A 17,239-nucleotide genomic window follows, 5' to 3' on the forward strand; every position below is an offset into this window, starting at 1 on the left:
GACCCCGGAGGTGATCAGTTGGCGGGGTAGATGTCGTAGATGGCCGGGTAGGTGTTGGTCGGCAGCATCTCGACGACGGTGTCCGCGTCGGACGGGAAGTTGCCCTGCACGCGGTACAGCGGCGCGAACCACGCCTGCTCGACCAGGTAGCGGTTCAGCTCCGCCGCGACCTCGTCCTGCGTGGCCTGGTCACCGAATTGGAACTCCTCGATCCACGCGTCCACCTGGTCGTCCTGGTAGCCGAACGGGTTGAAGATGGCGGTGGGCGAGACCATGAATTGGATGAGCTGCCAGTCGGGGTTCTGCTCCAGCGGGATGTAGCCCGCGGGGAACTTCGGCGCCAGGAAGTCGGCGATGAAGTTGCTTCCCGGATCGGTGTACTCCACGGTGATGCCGATGTCGGCCAGGGCCTGCTCGTGCAGCGTGTAGGTGGTCGCGCCCAGCTGGGCGGAGTTCGGCAGCGACAGCGTGAAGCCGTCGGCATAGCCGGCCTCTGCCATCAGCTCGCGCGCCTTCTCAGGGTCGTATCCGTAGTAGTCGTCCAGCTCCGGGTCGTAGGCCGCCGAGCTCTCGGGGAACATCTGGCCGGTGACGGTGCCGTAGCCGCTCTCCAGCGCCTGCAGGAGACCCTCGCGGTCGAATGCGTAGTTGATGGCCTGACGCACACGCACATCGCCGAGGGCTTCGTTCATCTCGCCCGCGCGGTCCATCAGCAGAATGCTGGCGACGTCGAGCTCGTTGGAGTTGATGGTCCAGCCGGCTCCCTCGATCTCGGCGAGGTTCTCGCTGCTGAACACCTTGACGGCGTTGGCCTCGCCGGCGCGAATCGCGTTCAGCTGGGCCGTGGCGTCGCCGAGCACGTTGATCACCAGCTCGTCGTAATGCTGCACATCCGGGTTCCAGTAGTCCGGGTTCGCGGTGTAGCGATAGCTCGTCCCCGGCACCGAGGCGGCGGCGTCGTAGATGTAGGGGCCGGAGCCGATCGGGTTGGTGGCCAGGTCTCCGGCGGCGATGGCCTCGCTCGAGGCGACGAGGCCGGCATCGCGCGTGAGGTAGTTCAGCATCGACGGGTCGGGTGCGACGAGGTTGATCGCCACGGTGCCGGCGTCGACCGCCTCGAACGTGTCGACGTTCGCGAAGTACGACGCGTCGGGCGAGGTGCCGTCCTTGAAGCGCTGCAGGTTCTCGACGACCACGTCGGCGGTCATCTCGCTGCCGTCACTGAAGGTGACGTCGTCGCGCAGGGTGAGGGTGAGGACGGTGTTGTCTTCGTTGTACTCCCACGCGGTCGCGAGCCAGGGCTCGATCGTTCCCTCGGGGGTCGCGACCAGAAGCGTGTCGTACATCGCCTGGTAGTACGGCGAGCGGTTGCCCCACTCGGCACCGGACGGATCGAGGGTCAACGGCTCGATCGCCGCGCCCAGCGTGAGTGTTCCACCGCTCGCGTCACCGCCGTTCCCGGAGTCCGAGCCTCCGCCCGAGCATCCGGTCAGTGCGAGTGCCGCGATGGCGAATGTGGCTGCTGTGGCCTTCCATCGGAACATCCTTGGTCCCCTTCGGGTCGTGGCGATTCCCCTGTGGATCGCCGGGTTGTCTGCGACCGTAACAGTAATTCCGAGCGCACACTAGGTTTTTGGCCTAAAAAACTAGCGGTCGCTAGGAATTCGTTATAGAACGGTACCGAAGGGACCTCGACACGGCGCCGAGGAGGGCGCTGAGGCCGGGGATACGGTGGTCAGATGACGAACGCGAAGACGGCGGCGCCGCCGCGCAAACGCCGCGGCGAGTACGCGAAATCGGAGGCGACGCGTGCCGCGATCCTCGACGCGGCTCTCGCCGTCTTCGCAGAGTCGGGGTACCGAGCGGGGTCCCTGCGCGAGATCGCACAGCGCGTCGGCATGAGCGAAGCGGGCCTGCTTCACCACTTCAAGAACAAGAGCGAACTGTTGATGGCTGTGCTGGACCGTCGCGACGAACACGCTTTCGACATCACGAGATTCAACGAGGTCGACGGGATCGAGCGGCTTCGAGGTCTCGTGCGCCTCGCCGCCTACAACGCCTCCGTACCGGGGGTCGTCGAGCTCTACTGCACGCTGTCGGCCGAGGCCACCTCGGCCGATCATCCCGCCCACGCGTACTTCCTCAACCGCTACGAGTGGACGCGGCGCGAGGTGACCCGCTCGTTCGATCAGATCGCGGAGGAGGGCCGGCTGTCCTCGGCGACGACGCCGACCGCTGCGGCGATCGCGACGATCTCGCTCATGGACGGCCTGCAGGTGCAGTGGCTGCTGGATCGCACCGTGGTCGACATGGCAGACGAACTCGCCCGCTACTTCCGCACCATCGTGAGCGGATTCGATCTCGAGTCGCTCGAATCGTTCCTCGACGGAAAGGTCCCCGCCGAATGATCCGCACGTCCTTCCCCGGTTCCTGGACGGTCGGACCGAAGCTCGGCGCCTTCGAGCGGCCCGATGCCTCGACCGCCCCGCGACCGGTCCGGCTTCCCCATGACGCCCTGCGGGACCTCGCCCGTGACCCGCGCACGGAGCAGGGGGTCCACGCCGGCTACATCCCGGGCGGCGTCTTCGAGTACGCCGTCGAGTTCGACGCCCCCGCCGAGTGGCGCGAGAAGACGGTGCTCGTCGAATTCGAGGCCGTCTACCGCGACGCCGTCGTCTGCGTGAACGGCGACTTCGCCGCCCACCACGCCGGCGGATACTCCGCCTTCACCGTCTCCCTGGACGGACACCTCCGATTCGGGGAGACCAACCGTCTCACCGTCGAGGCGCGCGTGCACAAGGACAGCCGCTGGTACACCGGCGCCGGCATCTACCGACCCGTGCACCTCGTCGTCGCCGACCCGGTTCACATCGTCCTCGACGGGGTCCGCGCCGAGGCGGCAGACGTGGATGCGGAGCGGGCGATGCTCGCGCTGTCGACCGATGTCGTCAACACCACGCGGCGCACGCGCACCACGCGGGTCGCGTGGGAGGTGCACGATCCGCGCGGGGTCTCGGTCGCCGCCGTCTCGGTGCCGCTCACGCTGGCGCCCGGCGAGACCGGCACGGCTCGCGCCCGTGTGGCCGTGCTCCATCCGCAGCTGTGGGGTCCGGAGTCGCCGCACCTCTACACCGTGGACACGACGCTCGACGACGAGACCGACGGTGCGCGCCTGGACCGGGCCAGCGTCGTCACCGGCATCCGCACCCTTCAGCTGGATCCGCTCCGGGGTCTGCGCATCAACGGCGCGCGCGTCGACCTTCGGGGAGCCTGCGTGCACCACGACAACGGCGTCCTCGGCGCGGCAGGTGACGCCGCGGCGGAGGACCGCCGCATCCGGCGATTGAAGGACGCCGGGTTCAACGCGATCCGCAGTGCGCACAACCCCGCCTCGCGAGCGGTGCTCGAAGCCTGCGATCGCCACGGCATGCTCGTGATGGACGAGCTCACCGACGTCTGGACCCGCTCGAAGACCGCCTTCGACTCGTCTCTCGCCTTTCCGTCGACCTGGCGCGAGGAGGTGGCGGCTCTGGTCGCGAAGGACCGCGCCCACCCGAGCGTGATCATGTACTCGATCGGCAACGAGATCCTCGAACTCGGCCGTCCCCTCGGCGCGGCGTGGGGCCGTCGCATCGCGGAGGAGTTCCGTTCGCTCGATCCGTCGCGGTACGTCACGAACGGGATCAACGGCATCATCGCCAACCTCGACGCGGTCGCCGAGTCGATGGCTGCCGCCGAGGAGGACGCGGCCGATCCGAACACGATGATGGCCAACATGGGCGCACAGATGGCCGCGGCGAACGCCTCGGAGGCGATCTCCCGCTCGATCGAGGAGTCTGCCTCCGTGCTCGATGTGGTCGGCTTCAATTACGCCGACTCCCGCTACCGGCAGGATGCCCACGATCACCCGCACCGGGTGATCGTGGGGTCGGAGACCTTTCCCGATCGCATCGCCGAGCTGTGGCGCCTGGTCACCGAGCTTCCGCACGTCATCGGGGACTTCACCTGGACCGGGTGGGACTACATCGGCGAGGCGGGGATCGGGCGCGTCGACTACACCGACGTCGACGGCTACGTGCCGACCGGCACCGCCGGCCCCTACCCCTATCTGCTGGCCGACTGCGGAGACATCGACATCACCGGGCACCGGCTTCCGGCGTCGTTCTACCGCGAGATCGCCTTCGGGCTGCGTCGCGATCCCTACATCGCCGTCCACCGCCCGCAGCACCACGGTCGCCCGACGGCCAAGACGCCGTGGTCATGGGATGACGTGGTCGCGAGCTGGTCGTGGGACGCGCCGCAGGGCGCACCGGTGACGGTCGACGTCTACGCCGACGCCGACGAAGTGGAGCTGCTCCTCGACGGGCGGTCGCTCGGGCTCGAGCCGGTCGGCCGGGTGCGAGACCTCGTGGCGAGGTTCGAGGTCGGCTATGCGCCCGGGGAGCTCACCGCGGTAGCCCGCCGTGAGGGGACCGTCATCGGCACGCACGCCCTGGCATCCGCAAGCGGTGACGTCAAGCTGCATGTCGATATGGAGGAGGAGATCCTCGCGGGTCCGCTGTCCTTCGTCGACATCTCGCTCGCCGACGGAGCGGGGATCGTTCCGTGCGATCGGGATGTGCGCGTGACGGTCGAGGTGACCGGCGCCGCGGAGATCGCGGGACTCGGAACCGGTCGCGCGCGTACGGAGGAGGGCTTCGCCGGGCCGTCCTGCACGACCTTCGACGGGCGCGCCCTCGCGGTCGTCCGCCGCGTGGGCGAGGGTCCGGTCTCGGTGTCGGTCGCCGCGGACGGCTTCACCCCGGTCGATATCTCCCTGCCCTGACGTGTACACGGAAGGTGCGCAGACTGGCGGTGGTCACGCGCCTGAAGAGGAGGTCCCGCCTGGAGAGGATCTGCGGACGGCGTTCCGTCCTCGGCAGCCGTGATCTCCTCTGCGCGGGCGCGTCAGGATGCCGCGGTTCGGCGCCACGAGAGCGCCGGCACCGTGACGGCGGCGTCGCCGACGCGCACCACGCGGTCGGCGGCATCCAGATTCGCGACGACGACCTCTCCGGCCTCGACATCGCGGATCGCCCACACGAGGCCATCTGCGGTTCCGCCCGTCGCGACGACGCGGCCCTGAAGCGCGGCCAGCATCTCGATCGCCTCGGTCACCGGCCGTGAGGAGCCGTCGGCGCGGAACACCCCGCGCGGCCCCCATTCCTCGAAGTAGGCGAGTGTCGCGACGCCGGGCGCGGTGAAGGCCGCTGCGCTCGCGAGCGTCCAGGCCGCGAGCTCGGGCGCATCCATCCGGGGGTCGGCGGCATCCAGCAGCGCCGGCCCGTAGCCGTCGCGCAGGTCGCCGTGGGCGGACATCGGCGGTGGAGTGGTCGCCACGTCGTTGACATGCGGTCGCAGCGAGATCGGCCCGATGTGCACGGCGCCGCCGCCGGCGATCTCGACGGCCTGCTCGGCGACCAGGCGCTGCATGGCGACCGCTTCGGTCAGCTGCGCCGTGCTGAGGCTGTGGAACAGCGGTGTGCTGCTGAAGACGATGCCGTCCAGCCCTTCGGGGAGCCGATGCTGCTCGCGGTTGAGCTCGGTGAAGTGCGATCGCACCCCGCCGGCGAGGAACGCGGTGATCCCGGCGTCGCGCAGCGCAGCCCTCACGAGCGCGACGGCGGCCGTGTCCGACACGAGCCGCGCGTCGCCCGTCGGCCAGAACGCCGTGACACGGGCGAGGTCGAGGCCGGCGAGCTCACCCGCCGCGGCCTCGATGAGGAGCGGCTCGGCATCGGCGAGGATGAAGCGCACGTCGAGCGGCCGGTCCGACGCCGCCGCACGATCGAGCGCCGCCCGCCATGTCGGCGAGGCGAGGTCGAGTTCGACGAGGCTTGCGGCCCACGGGATCGCCGGCAGCTGCGGAGCCGGATCCGGTGCCGTCGACGCCGACACGGCCAGGAGCGGCATCCTGACCGGATCGCCCAGCATCACGACGTCGCGGTCGGGGCGTGCGGATTCACCGGGGCCCGAGGTGACGGAGACGGTGACGGCCTGCGAGATGGTCTCCCCCTCGGCGAGTCGGTACGGAAAGGGCAGCGAGAGCGGCCGGCTGTAGGTCTTGAACGACGCATCGGTCCAGTTGCGCTGGTCCTCCATCTCGAACACGTCGCCGTGGAACCGCAACGCCACGTCGCCGCCGCGACCCTCCCACGACAGTCCCGCGATGTCGAAGGCCGGCTGGTGCGGGCTGATCCTCACCGGGAAGGCACTCGCCTCGGACGAGCCGTCGGTGTGGTCTATCCGCATCGCGGCACCGGCGAGCGTGGCCGGGTGCAGCACGACGAGGCCCGTGCGGTTGGTCTCGAAGTCGGCGGCCGCGCGCAGGTCGAGGGCCACGGTCACCGTGTCGCCGGCGGCATCCACCCGCACCTGGCCGGTCAGGTCGGCGCCGAGTTCGCGGGTGTGAACCCGGATCGTGAGCCCGCCCTCGCGCTCGATCACCTCGTCGACGGTGAGCGCCGCCGTGTCCCAGTCGCGATCGCGGACCACGGCGCGCACCGAGCGCAGCACGACGGCGCCGTCGACGGCGAGGTCGGCGATCTCGTCGCCGCGCAGCTCGGCGCTCCAGCGCCCGCTCGTCCACGCGCGGGAGGTCTCGGCCCACAGCGCGCTCAGCGACGAGGCCATCAGAGCGAGGTCATGCCGCCGTCGACCTGGAAGGTCGCGCCGGTGGCGAACGCGCCGTCGTCGCTGGCGAGGTAGACCATGATCCCCGCGACATCGTCCGGGGTGCCGGCCCGTCCGATGGGGATGCGCGAGACGATCGCCGCGCGGGACTCCGGGTCGTCGCTGATGGCAGCGACGAGCGGTGTCTCGGTGTAGGCGGGCTGCACCGTGTTCACGCGGATGCCGCGATCGGCATACGCCGCCGCAACGGTGCGGCCGAGGCCGTGCATCCCGGCCTTCGACGCGCTGTACGCGGCGAAGTCCTTGCCCTCGCCGTTGATCGCGGTGGGGCTTCCGGTGAGGATGATCGACCCGCCGCCGTGGGCGAGCATCGTGCGCACCGCGTGCTTGACCGTGAGGAAGGTGCCGGTGAGGTTGATGTCGACCGTGCGACGCCAGACCTCGAGGTCGAGGTCGGCGATGGGCGCGTCCTGCCCGAACAGCTGCACGCCGGCGTTGGCGACGACCACATCCGGTGCCCAGCCGTCGGCTTCCACCGCGGCGAACGCGGATGAGACGGCGGCCTCGTCGGAGATGTCCATCGTGACGGCGCGGGCGCGGTCGCCGATCTCCGCGGCCGCGGCTGCGGCGCCGTCGCCGTTGCGGTCGGCGACGATGACCCGCGCGCCCTCGCGGGCGAATCGCTGCGCGACGGCCAGCCCGATGCCGAGCGCGCCTCCGGTGATCAGCGCGGTCTTTCCCTCGAGTCGAGTCATGGTGCTCCTCAGTATGTCGGCGGTCAGCGCTGGATGCGGTCGAGGTGCAGCATGCGCGCCAGGTTCTTGTCGAGCTCGTCGTCGCGGAAGATCTTCTTCCAGTCGTCCTTGATGATCGACTCGCGGCCGTAGTCCATCGCGATCAGGCACGCGTCGCTGAACGGGTTGTCGCCGCGCAGGCCGTTGGCCAGAGCGACCTGGGTGTGCCCGTAGAGGATGCTCCGCGCGGCTGCTTCCGGCACGCCCATGGTGTGGATCGCCTCGTCGAGCGCCTCGTTCAGCAGCGACCCGATCATGCAGGCGACGGTCTCGACGAGAGTCGGCTCGAGCTGGGCGAGCTGCTTGACGGTGACGAAGTGCACGTCGATGACGGGAGCGTAGATCGCGCGGACGGTCGCCTCGACGATCTCCCTGTGTGCGGGGTCGTCGCTCTCGACGGCGGCGATCGCGTCCTGCGGGGCGGCGATGCCGCCGAAGGTGTCGGCCCACTCCTCCTTGGTCGTGCGCTCCAGGAACACGGACGGGTGGCAGGGGTGCGCGACGGCCTGGACGACGTCGTCGCGCGTGGTGAGCAGCCCCGCGTATGCGGCGGCGGGGTCGAGCGTCAGCACGATCGCCCCGGCCTTCATCTGCGGCACGAGGTCGGCGGTGACGGGCCCGAGGGCGAGGTCGGGCACGGCGAGCACGACGATGTCGGCGTCGGCGACGGCGGTCGCGGCATCCGACAGCTCGCGGCCCGCGTCGAGGGTGCGCTGCTGCCCGGCGGGCGAGGTCTCGACGTACCAGACGGTGTGGTCGGTGCGGACGAGGTTGTTGGACACGCGCATGCCCATCTTGCCGCCCGCGCCGATGACGGCGATCTTGTACGTGGTCGTGGTCTCGGCGGTGGTGCTCATGACGTGCTCCTCAGGTAGTCGACGGTGTTGCGGGTCCATTCCCGCTCGGTTCGGACGGTGGTCTCGGCGTCGCCCTGCCAGGACAGCCAGTGCTCGACGATCTCGTTGACGCCTCGCGCGCGCGGGCCGACGGTCTCCAGCAGGTGCGCATAGTCGTGCAAGCCCTCACCCATGCGGGCTCCGCCGTAGGTGAATCCGACCCAGCCGGCCTGGCGTGCGAAGGCGAAGTCCTTCACGTGCACGTTCTTCACCCACGGCGCCGTCGCCTCGACGCAGGCGCGGGGGGACTCCAGCCGCGCGACGACGTTCGCCGGATCGAGGCAGATCCGGAGGCGGTCGCTGTCGACGCGCTCGATGAGCCCGATGAGGTCGGCGGTCGGGAGCTGCTCGTACGTCTCGAGCGCGAGGGTCACGCCGGCGGCTTCGTAGTCCGGGATCGCTGCCCGCAGCGCGCTCTCCGCCTCGGCGAGCGTCGGGCGCGTCGTGGGTCCGTTCACCATGCTCCGCACCAGCCGGGCATCGAAGACATCGGCGAGCTCGAGGAAGCGCGAGAGGCGATCGGGTTCGATGCCCTTGGTGCCCAGCTCGATCGCGACGCCGAGGTCGCGCGCGGCGGCTGCCGCGTCGGCGAGGTCGCGCGCGGTCATCGACTCCAGCGGGGCGTAGTCGCAGATCTGGAACAGCTCGACGCCCATCTCGCGAGTCGCTTCGAGAGCGTCGACGAGCGACAGCGGAGCGGGCACCCGATCGGAGTGCTGCCAGAAGAAGGCGTACGTGCCCAGGCCGATCACGACGCGCTCCGGGCATCGGCGAGGGCGGCGGCTTCGTCGATCACGGCGAGCAGGTTGTCCGGATCGTGGGCGAAGCGGCCGAGGAAGAGGCCGTCCGCTGCGCCGTCGAGGCGGGCGAGGAGGCCGGGCCCGGCGGATCCGCCGTAGATGACGACGCTCCCGGCGCGGCCCGCGTCGGCGTCGATCGCGCCGCGCAGGGCGCGCGTGACGGTCGCGATGTGGTCGTCGGGTGCGGGCTCGGTGGCGCCGATCGCCCAGACCGGCTCGTAGGCGACGACGACCGGTCCGGCCGGAACGCCCTCGAGGTCCGCGGCGAGCTGGTCGAGATTGGCGGAGGCCGCGTCGGCGCCGCTCATGCGGGCATCCTCGCCGATGCAGAGCACGGGGGTGATGCCGTGCTCGAGCGACGCGGCGGCCTTGCTCGCCGTGACCTCGTCGGTCTCGCCGAAGAGCCGCCGGCGCTCGGCGTGGCCGATCTCCGCGACCTGAACCCCGACCTCGGCGAGTTCGGCGGCGGTGATCTCACCCGTGAACGCGCCCGGCGGGTGGGCGGAGACATCCTGCGCCCCGACGAGCACCGGGGACTCCGCGAACGCTTCGATCGCGGCCGGGATCTGCAGGTAGGTGGGGATGACGAAGAATCGCACCCGACCGTCGGCGATCGCCGGGTGGGCCTGCAGTCGCGGTGCGACCTCGGCGAACCAGGCGCGCGCGCGGGCGTTGCCGAAGTAGGTCTTCAGGCTCACACCGACGGTGACGGGTGCGGTCATCAGCAGGATCCGGTCTGCTCGTACGCGCCGATGACGGCGACCTTCTCGGCGGAGGCCGAGCTCGGATCGAAGCGGTAGGTGAGCCACTCGCGCACGAGACGGCGGGCGAGCTCGATGCCGACCACGCGCTGCCCCATCGTGAGCACCTGAGCATCGTTGGAGAGCACGCCGCGCTCGACGGAGAACGAGTCGTGGGCGGTGACGGCGCGGATGCCGGCGACCTTGTTGGCGGCGATCGCGACGCCGAGGCCCGTGCCGCAGATCAGCAGGGCCCGGTCCGCCTCGCCGCGCGCGACGCGCTCCGCGGCTTCGATCGCGACCTTGGGGTAGGGGGTGTGGCCATCGGCATCGACGCCGACATCCACCACCGACGCGACGCCGGGGTTCTGGTCGAGGTCCTTCTTGAGGATCTCCTTGTAGTCGTAGCCGGCGTCGTCGCAGCCGATGATCAGGCGCAGCGGTGTGGTGTCGGACATGTCAGTTCTCCTCGAGGGTCGGATCGGCGAGCATCGCGCCCACCGCGCTGGCGATCAGGGCGAGCGAGTGCGCACCCGGGTCGGGGGTTCCCACGCTGTGCTCGCCGTGCGTGCGCGCACGGCCCATGCGGGGGAGGAGGTCGGCCGTCGCAGCGGCGGCCTCGGTCGACGCCTTCGCGGCAGCCGTCCACGCGGCGGCGAGGTCGCGCGAGGCGACCTGTGCGGTGAGCGTCTCGGCGAAGGGAACGAGGGCATCGACGAGGGTCTTGTCGCCGACCTCGGCCTTGCCGTAGGCCATCACGCCGCGAGCGGCCGCATCTACCCCGCGCGCGACGGCGGTCGGCTCGGGTGCGCCGGCGTCGCCGAGCTCGGTGGCGATCGACGACAGGATCACGCCCCACAGCGCGCCCGAGGTGCCGCCGGCCCGATCGGACCACGCATCGGCGGCGCGCTCGAGCGTCGTGCGGGCCCCGGCGCCGGCGGTGACGGCGTTCGTGGCGGCGGCGAGGGCGGCGTGCGAGCCGCGCTGCATGCCGATGCCGTGGTCGCCGTCGCCGGCGACGGAGTCCATCCGGCCGAGTTCGTCGACGTGGGTGTCGATCGTGTCGACGAGGGTCCGAAGCGCCGTGTGGACGAGCCGGGCGGCCCGTCGCGAGGCGTCGTCGGCGTCGGGGATGGCGTCGATGTCGCCGTCGGCGACCTCAGCCGCGTCGGCCTGGGCGACGGGACCCACCGAGCCGCGCCGGTAGGCGGGGGTGTCGACCGGCGTCTCCCAGAGGCCGGCGAGCTCGTCATCGAGCCAGAAGAGGGTGAGCGAGGTGCCGGCCATGTCGAACGACGTGCAGTACTCGCCCACGTGCGGGTCGACGACCTCGACCCCGGCGTCTTCGAGCAGCCGGGCGATGCGCCGGTACACGACGAACATCTCCTCGTACTTCAGCGATCCGAGCCCGTTGAGGATCGGGACCACGCGCGCTCCCGGCACCGTCACGCCGTCGGGGATCTCGCCGAGCAGGCGAGAGACGAGGAGGTCGGCGAGCTCGTCGGCGGTGGGGATCGCCGCCTCGTCCACCCCGGGTTCGCCGTGGATGCCGAGGCCGATCGCCATGCGTCCCTCGGGCACGGTGAACAGAGGTGCGCCGGCACCGGGGAGGGTGCACCCGCTGAAGGCGACGCCGAACGAGCGGGTGCGGGCGTTGGCGTGGGCGGCGATGCGTGCGACCTCGCCGAGATCGGCGCCGGCCTCCGCCGCAGCGGCCGCGCTGCGGAAGACGGTGAGGTCCCCGGCGATCCCGCGACGCTTGTGCGCCTCGGCCGCGGGGGCGCTGGCGACGTCGTCGGTGACCGTGACGGTCTCGCATCGGATGCCCTCGGCGCGCAGGCGCTCCTGCGCCGCGTCGAAGTTGAGCACGTCGCCGGCGTAATTGCCGTAGCTGAGGAAGACGCCGCCGCCGGCATCCGCTGCCTTCGCCACCGCGTACACCTGCTGCGTCGACGGCGAGGCGAAGAGGTTGCCCATCGCCGCGCCGTGCGCGAGACCCGGACCGACCAGCCCGCCGAATGCGGGGTAGTGCCCCGAGCCGCCGCCGACGACGACGGCCACCTGGCCCGAGGGAACGACGGTGCTGCGCACGACCCCGCCGGTCACGCGTCGCACCGAGCGGCCATTGGCGGCGACGAAGCCGTCGATCATCTCGTCGGCGAATTCGGCCGGATCGTTCCACAGTCGCGTCATTGCGGCTCCTCACAGCGATGATCGATGCGCGGGTGCGCAACCCCCATCTTCCACAACCGGTTGACCAATTGCAAACAACCGGTGGACCAATCTTCGCCCACGATGATCGGACCGGATAGGTTGATCACCATGCCCGCCTACTCCGACGACCGCTCGGCCGCGATCGCATCGGCGCTCGCCGCCGTGCCCGCCGGCTCGCCGGTGTCGGAGGTCGCGCGGCGCCTGCTCGACCTGTTCACGAGCGGATCCATCGCGGCCGGCACGCGGCTCCCGCCGGAGCGCCACCTCGCGGCGACTCTCGAGGTCGGCCGCTCCGCCGTGCGCGAGGCGCTCGCAGCGCTCGAGATCCTCGGCATCGTCGCCGTGCGTCCCGGTTCGGGCACCTACCTGCGTGGAACGGCCAGCGAGCTGCTGCCGCAGACGCTGCGGTGGGGGCTGCTGATCGGCGAGCGGAACACCGCCGAGCTGCTCGAGCTGCGCTCGGGCCTGGAGATCTTCGTCGCTCGCCTGGCGGCCGGGCGGGTCGACGAGAGCTCCCTGGCCGGCATGCGCGCAACGGTCGATCGGATGCGCGCGTCGGTCGACGATCTTCGGGCCTTCGCCGCGGCGGACCGCGATTTCCACCTCGCCCTCGCCGCCGCGGCCGGGAACGGCGTGCTGGTCGATCAGCTCGACGTCGTGCGCTCCCTCCTGCGGGTCTACGCCGACCGGGCGGTCCACGACGCCGACGCGGCTCGCGTGGCGGTCCAGGAGCACGCCACGATCCTCGCGGCTCTCGAGCGCGCCGACGCCGACGCCGCTGCGTCGGCCATGGCGCTGCACATGGCGACGGCCTCCGCGCGCCTCGCAGACGCCTGAATCGTCGCCGCCCGGCGGACGCCTGCCGCTCCGGGTGTTCACGCGGCATTCAGGTGTCGTATCCCTCGCCGGCCATGTCCCGCCGGAAAGATGCCGGGCATGCGCGAGCACACCGCCCTGAGGTTCCTCGACGGGCTGAGGTTCGGGCCGATGCACCGCCGCGTGTGGTGGCTGTCGGCGATGGGCATCATGCTCGACGGCTTCGATTTCTTCATCATCGGCGTCGCCTCGCCGCTCATCGTCGCGCAGTGGAGCATCACGCCCTTCGAGACGGGTCTGCTCACGAGCGCCGCCGTCCTCGGGGCGATCGTGGGAGCAGCCGTCATGGGGCCGCTGTCGGATCGGATCGGCCGCAAGATCGCCTTCCGAATCGATCTGGCCATGTTCGTCGTGTTCTCGCTGGCGTCGGCCTTCGCCCCCGACATCTGGTGGCTCATCGCCTTCCGCTTCCTTCTCGGCGTCGGAATCGGCGCCGACTACCCGATCGCCGCCAGCTACGTGTCCGAGATCTCTCCCCGCCGGCTGCGGCCGCGGCTGCTCATCGGCGCCTTCAGCTTCCAGGCGGTCGGTCAGCTCCTGGGGGCCCTCGTGGGATTGGCCGTGCTGCTGCTCGACCCGCACCCGGAGGCGTGGCGGTGGATGCTCGCCGCCGGCGTCGTTCCGGCCACCGCGGTCGTGATCCTGCGGCGCGTGGTGCCGGAGAGCCCCATGTGGCTGGCGTCGCAGGCGAAGTATCTCGAAGCGGCCGCCGCGCTGTCCCGGTTCGCGGGGCGGACGGTCGCGGTCAGCGAGATCCACGACAGGTCCCCGTCGGAGGGCCACGCGGTGCTCGTCGCCGCGACCCGCACCGTGCCGTCCGCTCGCCGTGGCGCCCTCTTCTCCGCTCGGCACCGAGCCGCCACCGTGCTGACGAGTGCGCCCTGGTTCCTCATGGACATCGCGACCTACGGCGTCGGCGTGTTCACGCCGACGATCCTCGCCGCACTCGCGCTCGGATCCGCCGCGAACACCCCTTACATCGCCGACGACATCGTCTCGACCGAGGGGGCCGCGGTGCTCGACATCTTCCTCGTCGTCGGTTTCGCGGCGGCGATCCTCCTCGTGCGCCGACTCGGTCTGGTCGCCATGCAGTCCGTGGGCTTCTTCGTCATGGCTGGGGCGCTCGTCGTTCTCGGCGCGACCGAACTGATGGCGCAGTCACCGCTTCAGCTCGCGATCGTCTTCCTCGCCTTCGCGGCGTTCAACCTGTTCATGAACGCCGGACCCAACGCGACCACCTTCGCGATGCCGACCGCCGTCTTCCCCGTCGAGGTGCGCGGTGCCGGCGCCGGCTTCGCGGCCGCTGCCGGCAAGGCGGGCGCAGCGGTGGGAACGTTCTTCTTCCCGCAGCTCCAGGCCGGGATCGGACTGTTCGGAACGCTGTCGATCATCGCCGCCGGCTGTGCCGTGGCGGGCGTCGTCACGATCGTGCTGCGGCGCCTGGTCAGTCCGCGTGAGGTCGTGCCGGACGCGCCGGGCGGCGCGGCGCCGGTTCCGGTCGGCTGACCGCGCGGCCGCGCCGCGGGGCCGCACGGCCGTCTGTCAGCGGGATGGGCGTCGTCTGGGCGATCGGCTCGCTGAACTCCTCCGGCGTCGGCCGCACCACGGACGGTGGGCGGGTCTCGTCGATCGTGAGGCGGAAACGGCGAGCCTCGTGGCGGTGCACACGACCCGACGACAGCAGCCAGACGAGGCCGATCGAGAAGGCGACCACGCCGGCTGCCGCTCCGACGAGAATGCCCACACGCGGGCCGAACGCGTCGACGACCGCGCCGACGATGGGTGCGCCGAACGGCATGCCGCCCATGAGCACCGCCATGTAGAGCGCGAGCACCCGGCCGCGCAGGGCCGGCTCCGTCGTCGTCTGCACGTAGCCGTTGGCCGTCGTGAGCATCGTCACGATCGAGAACCCGAGGAACATGAGCGTGATGGCATACGCCCAGTACACGGGCATGTAGGCACCCACCGCCGCGGCGACGGCGAACAGCCCGACGCCGAACAGGATGATGCGGAAGCGAGCGCGGTCGCGACGCGCGGCCAGCAGCGCGCCCGTGAGGGAGCCCACGGCGAGGATCGAGCTGAGGAGACCGAAGCCGTCGGCCTCCTGGCCGAACTCGATCGCCATCGTGGAGGCGTAGATGGGGAAGTTCATGCCGAACGCGCCGATGATGAACACGATCACGAACGTCACCAGCAGATCGCTGCGGCGCGCGACGTAGCGGAAGCCGTCGGCCAGGCGCGCCCGGCCCTGGGCCTTCGCGCGCGGGACCAGTTCATCGGGGCGGATGATCGCGAGCGCGGCAATCATCCCGACGAAGGTCAGGGCGTTGATGACGAACACCCAGCCGGTGCCGACCGCGACGATCACGACGCCCGCGACGGCGGGGCCCAGCATGCGGGCGGAGTTGAAGGATGCCGCGTTCAGCGCGATCGCGTTCGAGGCGTTCTCGCGGGCGACGAGGTCGGAGACGAACGCCTGCCGGGTGGGGTTGTCGAACGCGGCGACGATGCCGAGCACCAGCGCGAAGCCGTACATCAGCGGCAGCGACATCGCCCCGACCAGGATGAGGAGGCCGATCGCGCCGCCGAGCAGCATGAGCGCCCCCTGCGTGATCATCAGCAGGCGCCGCCGGTCGAAGCGGTCGGCGACCCATCCGGTCACCCCCACCAGCAGCAGCGGCGGACCGAACTGCAGCGCCATGGTGACCCCCATCGCGCCGGCGTCGTTGTCGGTGAGCACGGTCAGCACCACCCAGCTGAGGGCGGTCGCCTGCATCCACTGGCCCACGTTCGACACCAGGGCGCCGATGAACCACACGCGGTAGTTGAAGACCGAGAAGGAACGGAACATGCTCATCGTGCGGCCAGCTCCTTCATGATCTCGGATGCGGCCGCGAGCGTGCGCCGCTGCGCGGGGGTGAGTGAGGCGAGGCCGTGATCGAGCCAAGCGTCGCGCCGACGCACGGTCTCATCGACGACGTCGCGTCCGGGGCCGGTGAGGGCGATGTTGACCTTGCGGCGGTCGGTCTCATCCGCGGTGCGGCTGAGAAATCCGAGCTCTTCGAGGCAGTTCACGGTGCGGTTCATCGACGGAGCCGTCACGCGCTCGCGCTCGGCCAGCTCGCTCAGCGTGTGCGGGCCGTGGACCTTGAGCGCGGCGAGCACGGCGAACTGGCCGTCGCTCATGCTGTCGATCGCGCGTTCTGCGCGGAGGCGTCGGGCCAGGCGGAAGGTCGCCATGCGGAAGTCGGCCGCGGAGATGTCGCGTTCGAGTTCGTCGGCGTGAACGGCTGCGGGGGCGGTGGTGGGTGTTTCGGGAGAGTCCATGCGGTTCTTTAGCATAGCTCATTAGTCCTGCTAAAGGAATGTCGGCGGACGTGCTGCGCCTAGACTCGGCCCATGCCCGAGTTCATCGACGCACACGGGGTCGCGATCGTCTACGACGTGCACGCCGCCCGCACGCCGGCCCGCGGAGTCGTGCAGCTGCTGCACGGCGTCGGCGAGCACGCCGGCCGCTACGCCGCCCTCATCGAGGCGCTCACCGCCGACGGTTTCACCGTGTACGCCGACGATCACCGCGGGCACGGCCGCACCGGCCTCCGTCAGCACGGCGGCTCCGGCAAGCTCGGCCGCCTCGGCAAGGGCGGGCATCGCGCCGCCGTCGACGCGCTGTGGCGGTTCACGCGGCTCATCCGTGACGAGAACCCCGATCTGCCGCTGGTTCTGCTCGGCCACTCGTGGGGGTCGTTCCTCGCGCAGAAGCTCGTCAATGCCCACCCCACCGCTTACGACGGTCTGGTGCTGTCGGGGTCCGCGCTGCCGTGGCCCGGCACCCTCAACTCCGGTCCGCTGAACAAGCCGTGGAGCGGTCCGGATGCGACCGGCGTCGAGTGGCTCTCATCCGACCCCGCGACCGGCGCCGCGTTCCTCGACGATCCACTCACCACGGCCACGCCCATGCTGCAGCTGTTCGGTCCCTGGAACACCCTGCAGGTGCTGTCGCGGCCGAAGCGCGGTCTGGCGCGCGACATTCCGACGCTGATGCTGGTCGGGAGCGAGGACACCGTGGGGGGTCCGAAGAGCGTGCATCGCCTGGCGGATGCCTACCGGCGTCGGTCGGGGTTCGGCGATGTCACGACACTGGTCTACCCCGGCACCCGCCACGAGGTCTTCAACGACGTGGCCCAGGCCGAGGTGCGAGCCGACCTCTCGGCATGGCTCGACGCGCGCTTCCCCGTGCGGGTCTT

At 70.7% G+C, this 17,239-nt stretch carries 15 protein-coding genes; 5 read left to right on the forward strand and 10 right to left on the reverse strand.

Features of this window, described 5'->3' with window-relative positions:
* Nucleotides 1–14: 14 nt before the first annotated feature.
* The gene (locus B3S45_RS13055) at nt 15–1,544 is read right to left on the reverse strand and encodes an ABC transporter substrate-binding protein (RefSeq protein WP_071044999.1); all 1,530 of its coding nucleotides are present in this window, start codon (nt 1,542–1,544) and stop codon (nt 15–17) included.
* A gap of 195 nt (nt 1,545–1,739) precedes the next feature.
* Between B3S45_RS13055 and B3S45_RS13060 the strand changes: the two genes are divergently transcribed.
* Both B3S45_RS13060 and B3S45_RS13065 read left to right on the forward strand, forming a co-directional pair.
* The gene (locus B3S45_RS13060) at nt 1,740–2,408 is read left to right on the forward strand and encodes a TetR/AcrR family transcriptional regulator (protein WP_071044998.1); all 669 of its coding nucleotides are present in this window, start codon (nt 1,740–1,742) and stop codon (nt 2,406–2,408) included.
* Nucleotides 2,405–4,825 (forward strand): glycoside hydrolase family 2 TIM barrel-domain containing protein, encoded by a 2,421-nt coding sequence (locus tag B3S45_RS13065; RefSeq protein ID WP_194383858.1) that lies wholly within the window; start codon nt 2,405–2,407, stop codon nt 4,823–4,825. The genes B3S45_RS13060 and B3S45_RS13065 overlap by 4 nt, the downstream gene beginning before the upstream one ends.
* A 122-nt stretch (nt 4,826–4,947) precedes the next feature.
* Here B3S45_RS13065 and B3S45_RS13070 read toward each other — a convergent pair whose 3' ends face one another.
* The 7 genes from B3S45_RS13070 to B3S45_RS13100 are packed head-to-tail and all read right to left on the reverse strand — an operon-like array spanning nt 4,948 to nt 12,095.
* Nucleotides 4,948–6,672 (reverse strand): hypothetical protein, encoded by a 1,725-nt coding sequence (locus tag B3S45_RS13070; RefSeq protein ID WP_286721118.1) that lies wholly within the window; start codon nt 6,670–6,672, stop codon nt 4,948–4,950.
* A complete protein-coding gene (locus tag B3S45_RS13075; protein ID WP_286721120.1) occupies nt 6,672–7,427 on the reverse strand; it encodes an SDR family NAD(P)-dependent oxidoreductase in 756 nt (251 codons plus the stop codon). Before B3S45_RS13075 ends, B3S45_RS13070 begins: the two co-directional genes overlap by 1 nt.
* Before the next feature lie 23 nt (nt 7,428–7,450).
* The gene (locus tag B3S45_RS13080; RefSeq protein ID WP_194383856.1) at nt 7,451–8,323 is read right to left on the reverse strand and encodes a phosphogluconate dehydrogenase C-terminal domain-containing protein; all 873 of its coding nucleotides are present in this window, start codon (nt 8,321–8,323) and stop codon (nt 7,451–7,453) included.
* Nucleotides 8,320–9,114 carry a sugar phosphate isomerase/epimerase family protein gene (locus B3S45_RS13085; RefSeq protein ID WP_286721123.1) on the reverse strand — a complete coding sequence of 265 codons (795 nt, stop codon included), beginning with the start codon at nt 9,112–9,114 and terminating at the stop codon, nt 8,320–8,322. The genes B3S45_RS13080 and B3S45_RS13085 overlap by 4 nt, the downstream gene beginning before the upstream one ends.
* Nucleotides 9,111–9,884 carry a triose-phosphate isomerase family protein gene (locus B3S45_RS13090; RefSeq protein ID WP_286721125.1) on the reverse strand — a complete coding sequence of 258 codons (774 nt, stop codon included), beginning with the start codon at nt 9,882–9,884 and terminating at the stop codon, nt 9,111–9,113. The genes B3S45_RS13085 and B3S45_RS13090 overlap by 4 nt, the downstream gene beginning before the upstream one ends.
* The gene (locus tag B3S45_RS13095) at nt 9,884–10,360 is read right to left on the reverse strand and encodes a ribose-5-phosphate isomerase (protein WP_194383853.1); all 477 of its coding nucleotides are present in this window, start codon (nt 10,358–10,360) and stop codon (nt 9,884–9,886) included. The genes B3S45_RS13090 and B3S45_RS13095 overlap by 1 nt, the downstream gene beginning before the upstream one ends.
* A 1-nt stretch (nt 10,361) precedes the next feature.
* Nucleotides 10,362–12,095 carry a dihydroxyacetone kinase family protein gene (locus B3S45_RS13100; protein WP_286721128.1) on the reverse strand — a complete coding sequence of 578 codons (1,734 nt, stop codon included), beginning with the start codon at nt 12,093–12,095 and terminating at the stop codon, nt 10,362–10,364.
* A 129-nt stretch (nt 12,096–12,224) separates the two neighbouring features.
* Here B3S45_RS13100 and B3S45_RS13105 point away from each other — a divergent pair, with 129 nt between their 5' ends.
* Both B3S45_RS13105 and B3S45_RS13110 read left to right on the forward strand, forming a co-directional pair.
* Nucleotides 12,225–12,953, forward strand: a complete 729-nt coding sequence (locus tag B3S45_RS13105) for a FadR/GntR family transcriptional regulator (protein ID WP_286721129.1) — start codon at nt 12,225–12,227, stop codon at nt 12,951–12,953.
* 99 nt (nt 12,954–13,052) lie between these two features.
* Nucleotides 13,053–14,498 (forward strand): MFS transporter, encoded by a 1,446-nt coding sequence (locus B3S45_RS13110; RefSeq protein WP_176759430.1) that lies wholly within the window; start codon nt 13,053–13,055, stop codon nt 14,496–14,498.
* Here the strand turns inward: B3S45_RS13110 and B3S45_RS13115 are convergent.
* Both B3S45_RS13115 and B3S45_RS13120 read right to left on the reverse strand, forming a co-directional pair.
* Nucleotides 14,437–15,843, reverse strand: a complete 1,407-nt coding sequence (locus tag B3S45_RS13115; protein ID WP_286721169.1) for an MFS transporter — start codon at nt 15,841–15,843, stop codon at nt 14,437–14,439. The two genes, B3S45_RS13110 and B3S45_RS13115, sit on opposite strands and share 62 nt — an antisense overlap.
* Before the next feature lie 2 nt (nt 15,844–15,845).
* Nucleotides 15,846–16,319 (reverse strand): MarR family winged helix-turn-helix transcriptional regulator, encoded by a 474-nt coding sequence (locus tag B3S45_RS13120; RefSeq protein ID WP_071044986.1) that lies wholly within the window; start codon nt 16,317–16,319, stop codon nt 15,846–15,848.
* A gap of 72 nt (nt 16,320–16,391) precedes the next feature.
* Here B3S45_RS13120 and B3S45_RS13125 point away from each other — a divergent pair.
* Nucleotides 16,392–17,239: alpha/beta hydrolase (locus B3S45_RS13125; RefSeq protein WP_286721132.1), on the forward strand; the 848-nt coding region annotated here is incomplete at its 3' end.

The sequence above is a fragment of the Microbacterium sp. UBA1612 genome, from assembly GCF_002321605.1.
Lineage (GTDB): Bacteria > Actinomycetota > Actinomycetes > Actinomycetales > Microbacteriaceae > Microbacterium > Microbacterium luteum.

What these genes read in the sequence shown, in the direction of transcription:
- B3S45_RS13120 (WP_071044986.1), bottom strand. Translation starts at nt 16,319, where the DNA reads ATGGACTCTCCCGAAACACCCACCACCGCCCCCGCAGCCGTTCACGCC.
- B3S45_RS13065 (WP_194383858.1), top strand. Translation starts at nt 2,405, where the DNA reads ATGATCCGCACGTCCTTCCCCGGTTCCTGGACGGTCGGACCGAAGCTC.
- B3S45_RS13055 (WP_071044999.1), bottom strand. Translation starts at nt 1,544, where the DNA reads ATGTTCCGATGGAAGGCCACAGCAGCCACATTCGCCATCGCGGCACTC.
- B3S45_RS13080 (WP_194383856.1), bottom strand. Translation starts at nt 8,323, where the DNA reads ATGAGCACCACCGCCGAGACCACGACCACGTACAAGATCGCCGTCATC.
- B3S45_RS13060 (WP_071044998.1), top strand. Translation starts at nt 1,740, where the DNA reads ATGACGAACGCGAAGACGGCGGCGCCGCCGCGCAAACGCCGCGGCGAG.
- B3S45_RS13095 (WP_194383853.1), bottom strand. Translation starts at nt 10,360, where the DNA reads ATGTCCGACACCACACCGCTGCGCCTGATCATCGGCTGCGACGACGCC.
- B3S45_RS13105 (WP_286721129.1), top strand. Translation starts at nt 12,225, where the DNA reads ATGCCCGCCTACTCCGACGACCGCTCGGCCGCGATCGCATCGGCGCTC.
- B3S45_RS13075 (WP_286721120.1), bottom strand. Translation starts at nt 7,427, where the DNA reads ATGACTCGACTCGAGGGAAAGACCGCGCTGATCACCGGAGGCGCGCTC.
- B3S45_RS13100 (WP_286721128.1), bottom strand. Translation starts at nt 12,095, where the DNA reads ATGACGCGACTGTGGAACGATCCGGCCGAATTCGCCGACGAGATGATC.
- B3S45_RS13070 (WP_286721118.1), bottom strand. Translation starts at nt 6,672, where the DNA reads ATGGCCTCGTCGCTGAGCGCGCTGTGGGCCGAGACCTCCCGCGCGTGG.
- B3S45_RS13110 (WP_176759430.1), top strand. Translation starts at nt 13,053, where the DNA reads ATGCGCGAGCACACCGCCCTGAGGTTCCTCGACGGGCTGAGGTTCGGG.
- B3S45_RS13090 (WP_286721125.1), bottom strand. Translation starts at nt 9,884, where the DNA reads ATGACCGCACCCGTCACCGTCGGTGTGAGCCTGAAGACCTACTTCGGC.
- B3S45_RS13115 (WP_286721169.1), bottom strand. Translation starts at nt 15,843, where the DNA reads ATGTTCCGTTCCTTCTCGGTCTTCAACTACCGCGTGTGGTTCATCGGC.